The organism is Flavobacterium sp., from assembly GCF_044371705.1.
Lineage (GTDB): Bacteria > Bacteroidota > Bacteroidia > Flavobacteriales > Flavobacteriaceae > Flavobacterium.
This window is the reverse complement of sequence record NZ_JBILTE010000181.1, coordinates 1-5,169: the sequence shown is the minus strand read 5'-3', so window position 1 is coordinate 5,169 and position 5,169 is coordinate 1. Positions and strand designations below refer to the sequence as shown.

At 38.0% G+C, this 5,169-nt stretch carries 5 protein-coding genes; 4 read left to right on the top strand and 1 reads right to left on the bottom strand.

What is annotated here, in order from left to right:
- On the top strand, window positions 1-1,160 hold a 1,160-nt coding region (locus tag ACIQ2S_RS11070; protein ID WP_396175946.1), incomplete at its 5' end, for an ATP-binding protein.
- On the opposite strand, the gene ACIQ2S_RS11065 is transcribed toward ACIQ2S_RS11070, so the two are convergent.
- The gene (locus ACIQ2S_RS11065) at window positions 1,157-1,654 is read right to left on the bottom strand and encodes a metallophosphoesterase family protein (RefSeq protein WP_396175944.1); all 498 of its coding nucleotides are present in this window, start codon (window positions 1,652-1,654) and stop codon (window positions 1,157-1,159) included. The genes ACIQ2S_RS11070 and ACIQ2S_RS11065 overlap by 4 nt on opposite strands.
- Window positions 1,655-1,855: 201 nt before the next feature.
- On the opposite strand from ACIQ2S_RS11065, the gene truA reads away from it, so the two are divergent.
- The 3 genes from truA to ACIQ2S_RS11050 all read left to right on the top strand — a co-directional run.
- Complete coding sequence (gene truA, locus ACIQ2S_RS11060; RefSeq protein ID WP_396175942.1) at window positions 1,856-2,596, top strand: tRNA pseudouridine(38-40) synthase TruA; 741 nt, start codon at window positions 1,856-1,858, stop codon at window positions 2,594-2,596.
- Window positions 2,597-2,602: 6 nt separating this feature from the next.
- A complete protein-coding gene (locus ACIQ2S_RS11055) occupies window positions 2,603-4,351 on the top strand; it encodes an ABC transporter ATP-binding protein (RefSeq protein ID WP_396175940.1) in 1,749 nt (582 codons plus the stop codon).
- 417 nt (window positions 4,352-4,768) lie between these two features.
- Window positions 4,769-5,169, top strand: a 401-nt coding sequence (locus ACIQ2S_RS11050; RefSeq protein WP_396175937.1) for an FAD-dependent oxidoreductase, incomplete at its 3' end; no start/stop codon positions are given.

Below are 5,169 nucleotides of genomic sequence, written 5' to 3'. Positions count from 1 at the left end.
AAAAATATTTAGATACATGTTTAGTACTTTCTCAAAAAACAGATAAATCTTCCATTAAAATCAGTGCATTGAGTAATTTGGGATATTACTTCATGGTTGTTGAACAGGATTTTCAGAAAGGGGCTGATTATTACAATGAAACTTTGGATAAGTACCGGAAGGACATGAATGACAATGAATTGATTGAGACTTTTTTAAATTTAACGTACGCCTATGAAAATTTAAAAGACTTCGAAAAAGCAAACAGCTATCTCAATCAAGCCATCGAATACAAAGAAAAAGTATACAATACACAAATAAGTGACGCTGCACGAGAAGTTGAAATTAAATACAAAATCAATGAAATTGAAGCCAAATTCTATCAGGAAAAAAAATTATTAGAAGACAGACAATCGCGGAACAGAAAAATTATTATTGTTTTTGTTTGCCTTTTTATATTTAGTATCATCCTGTTTTATTTCTACTATCAAAACTTAAAGCTAAAACAACGAAATAAGATCAAAGAAATTGATAGCGAAATTCAAGAAAACATCATTAACGCCTCCTTAGACGGGCAGGAATTGGAACGCCAAAAACTCTCACAAGTGCTGCATGATAATATTAGTGCACTTTTATCATCGGCAGGATTGCATTTGTCTGCTTTTTTAGCAACCCATCAAAAAGAACAACCCGACGAAATCATCAAAGCACGTTCGTTGTTAAAAGATGCCCACGATAAGGTACGCGATTTGTCGCACGAATTAATTCCACCTGTTTTAGCCAAACTAGGGTTGCATCATGCGTTATTAGATTTGTGTGAGAAAAATTCCAATTCCTTGCTTTCCTTTGAATTTGGCGGAAAAATAGCTTCCGAAACTCGCTATCAGTTAGATTTTGAGGTGAAAATTTACTTTATTATTACTGAATTGATGAACAATATCATCAAACATAGTAAAGCTAGCAAAGGATATGTAAGTATAAAAGAAGATGCAGGTAAACTAATTTTAAAGGTTCGAGACAACGGAATAGGTTTTGGTGAACAGCGATATCTATCTAATCAAGGTTTTGGGTTATCACAAATTAAAGCCCGACTTAAAAATTTAGAAGGTAGTTTTGACTTAAAAACCAAACCCAATCAAGGTTCCGAAATAACGATTCGCCTGCAAATTCCAAAAGACTAAACGCGTTTTTCAAACTCAATTATTTCTAGATCTTTGATTGTTGTTCCGTCAATTACAAATCGCAACATCGTTCGCACCTGATGAAAGCCATGAATACCTGCCGCTCCCGGATTCATGTGCAACAAATTCAATTGCTTGTCAAATTGCACTTTTAATATATGCGAATGGCCGCAAATAAATAACTTGGGCGGGTTCATTTGCAATTCTTGCCTGATGGCGGGATTGTACTTTCCCGGATAACCGCCAATATGCGTCATCAACACTTCTACCTCTTCACACCAAAACCGATTGTTTAGCGGAAATTCCATTCGAGCTTCATTGTTGTCGATATTTCCATAAACCGCCCGAAGTGGTTTTAATTTTTTTAAAGTATCGGTTACCATCAAATCACCAATATCTCCTGCATGCCATACCTCATCGGCCCAATCAACGTGCTTTAAAATCTTGTCGTCCAAATAACTGTGTGTGTCGGAAAGTAATAGAATCTTTTTCAAGTGTGGGAATTAATTTTCGTAAAATTAAAGTATTTATTCAAAACGTGAAACTTGAAACCCGAAACCTGAAACATGAAACATGAAACCCGAAACCCGAAACCCGCAACCCGCAACCTTAACCCCGCAATTTACTTTTAACGCAAAATTATACCCCCAATCCCAAACCTAATTATTCAATTCAATTATCTTTGCCAATCGATTATGAGATACTTTATTGAATTAGCATACAACGGAACCAATTACCATGGGTGGCAATCGCAGCCCAATGCCGCTTCTGTGCAGGAAACTTTGGAAAAAGCACTTTCTTTATTGCTAAAAACATCCATTGAAATTGTAGGTGCGGGTAGAACCGATGCCGGTGTACACGCCAAACAAATGTTTGCTCATTTTGATTACCCTGATGTATTGGATGCTCCTTTTTGGGTGACCAAACTCAATTCGTATTTACCAAAATCGATCGTGATTTATAACATCATTCACGTTTCTGACGATGCTCATGCACGATTTGATGCGACTTCGCGAACCTACGAATACCAAATCCATACCTTTAAAGATGCTTTTATCAGCGAAGGGAGTTGGTTGTATGCACAACCTCTGAACCTTCAATTGATGAACGAAGCAACGGCTCTTTTACTCCATCATACTGATTTTGAATGTTTTTCAAAAGCCCATACCGATGTATTCACCTTTAATTGCAAAATCACACAAGCTCATTGGCAAAAAAAAGGTAATCAAGTAATATTTACTATAACAGCCGATCGATTCTTGCGAAATATGGTAAGAGCCATTGTAGGCACTTTTATCAACATTGGTTTGGAAAAAATAACGATGCCAGATTTGCAGAAAATTTTGGATAGCAAAGACCGCAGTCAAGCCGGATTTTCAGTCCCCGCTCACGGTTTATATCTTACTCAAATAACCTATCCGTACCTAAACGCCTAAAAAACCATGAAAGCATTTGACACTTTATTGTTTAAACGAATCCTCAAATACACCAAACCCTATCAATGGCGATTTAATGGGGTAGTTATTTGGGCCGTCTCGCTTTCTGTATTTGCAGCCCTTCGCCCCTATTTGTTGAAGGAAACGGTTGACAACTATATCAAGACAGAAGATGCACAAGGCTTGTTGTATTATGTGGTTTTGATGGGTGTTGTTTTACTAATGGAGGTGCTTTCGCAATTTTATTTTGTGTATTGGGCCAATTGGTTAGGACAAGACATCGTACGTGACATTCGTGTGAAATTATTCAACCATTTCATGCGGTTTAAAATGTCGTATTTTGACAATTCTCCGGTGGGACAATTAGTTACCCGCTCGGTTTCGGATATCGAATCGATTGCCCGAATCTTCAGTCAGGGACTCTTTATGATTATTAGTGACCTGATGAAAATGGTGGTCGTACTGGTTTTTATGTTTTATATGAACTGGAAGCTATCCTTCATCGTCATTTTGGCCATGCCAATTTTGGTGTATGCTACACGTATTTTCCAGATAAAAATGAAAGGTGCCTTTGAGGAAGTTCGCACGCAAATAGCCAACCTCAATACGTTTGTTCAGGAGCGGGTAACGGGGATGAAAATCGTCCAATTGTTTTCGCGGGAAGCCATCGAATATGAAAAATTCAAAGGCATCAACGACAAACACAACAAGGCGTGGATAAAAACAGTTTGGTACAACTCTATTTTCTTTCCGGTAGCTGATATCATTTCTTCCTTTACTTTGGGATTCATCGTTTGGTATGGCGGAATGGAAATTATTGGAGGAGATACTACCACCACCTTTGGTGATTTAGTAGCTTACACCATGCTTATCAACATGCTGTTCAATCCGTTGCGTCAGATTGCCGATAAATTCAACGAGCTTCAAATGGGAATGATTTCTGCCAATCGTGTTTTCAATGTTTTAGACATTGACGACCAAGTGCAGGAAAACGGCACACTGGAAGCTCCGCATTTTAAAGGAGATATTACCTTTACCGACGTTCGCTTCGGTTACATCAAAAATGAGGAAGTCATTAAAGGTTTGAATTTGCAAGTAAAAGCCGGCGAAACCATCGCTATTGTAGGTTCCACCGGTGCCGGAAAATCGACGATTATAAATTTATTAAACCGCTTCTACGATATTCAAGAGGGAAGTATCATCATCGACGGAACCGACATCAATGCATTTGAACTGCAAAGTTTACGCAAACAGATTGCAGTGGTTTTACAAGATGTCTTTTTGTTTGCCGACACGATTTTAAACAATATTACACTCTATAACCCTTCCATTTCCGGAGAAGATGTGATTAACGCTGCCAAAGAAATTGGTGTACATGAATTCATTATGAGTCTGCCCGGCGGGTATGACTATAACGTAAAAGAGCGTGGCGTGATGCTTTCTTCGGGTCAGCGACAGTTAATTGCCTTTTTGCGAGCCTATGTAAGTAATCCAAGCATTTTGATTTTAGATGAAGCCACTTCCTCCATCGACACCTATTCGGAAGAGTTGATTCAAACCGCCACCGAAAAAATCACCAAAGGTCGCACTTCCATTGTTATCGCTCACCGATTGGCAACGGTTATCAACGCGAGTAAAATCATTGTAATGGACAAAGGAACCATCGTTGAGCAAGGTACCCACACCGAATTACTTCAAAAAACAGATGGGTTTTACAAGAATTTGTACGACTCGCAGTTTGTGGTGGAGGGATAGGAGGTTTTAGTTTCAGGTTTCAGGTTTCAGGTTTCAAGTTAAAAGAGCTTCAACTCCTGATAAGTATCTGGAAAGCCTGAATGTTCGTTTGTGGATTGGTCTTTTTTTTAATTCTGTAAATTTGAAAGTAAGCTTCAGTTAATTGAGTTTTTTGCAGTATATCTGTAAAAAAAATATAATCTTTAAAATCTATATAAAAGAGGAAACGATTAGTAGTACTTCGTCAGGTTGTGCACGTCCTTCATTAAGAACAACTTTCAATCCATAACTTGAAACCTGAAACTTGAAACCTGAAACTTGAAACCTGAAACTTGAAACCTGAAACTTGAAACAACAACTAAATTTCCCCTTCGAAACTTTCTAAAAACATATTTTATCCTTAATTTCGCAATCTCTTAATAGGCAAATTTATTAGATATGAAATACGATATTATTGTTTTAGGTAGTGGTCCCGGTGGATATGTAACAGCCATTCGTGCCTCGCAATTAGGCTTTAAAGTAGCTGTTATTGAAAAAGAAAGTTTGGGTGGCGTTTGTTTGAACTGGGGTTGTATTCCAACCAAAGCTCTTTTAAAATCAGCTCAGGTGTTTGAATACCTAAAACACGCTGCAGATTACGGTTTAACCGTTTCGTCGTTTGACAAAGATTTTGGTGCAGTAATCGCACGCAGTCGTGGCGTAGCCGACGGCATGAGCAAAGGCGTACAATTTTTAATGAAAAAAAATAAAATAGATGTCATCGAAGGTTTTGGTAAATTAAAACCGGGCAAAAAAGTAGACGTTACGGCTACCGACGGTAAAACAACCGAATACAGTGC

What these genes read in the sequence shown, in the direction of transcription:
- truA (WP_396175942.1), top strand. Translation starts at nt 1,856, where the DNA reads ATGAGATACTTTATTGAATTAGCATACAACGGAACCAATTACCATGGG.
- ACIQ2S_RS11055 (WP_396175940.1), top strand. Translation starts at nt 2,603, where the DNA reads ATGAAAGCATTTGACACTTTATTGTTTAAACGAATCCTCAAATACACC.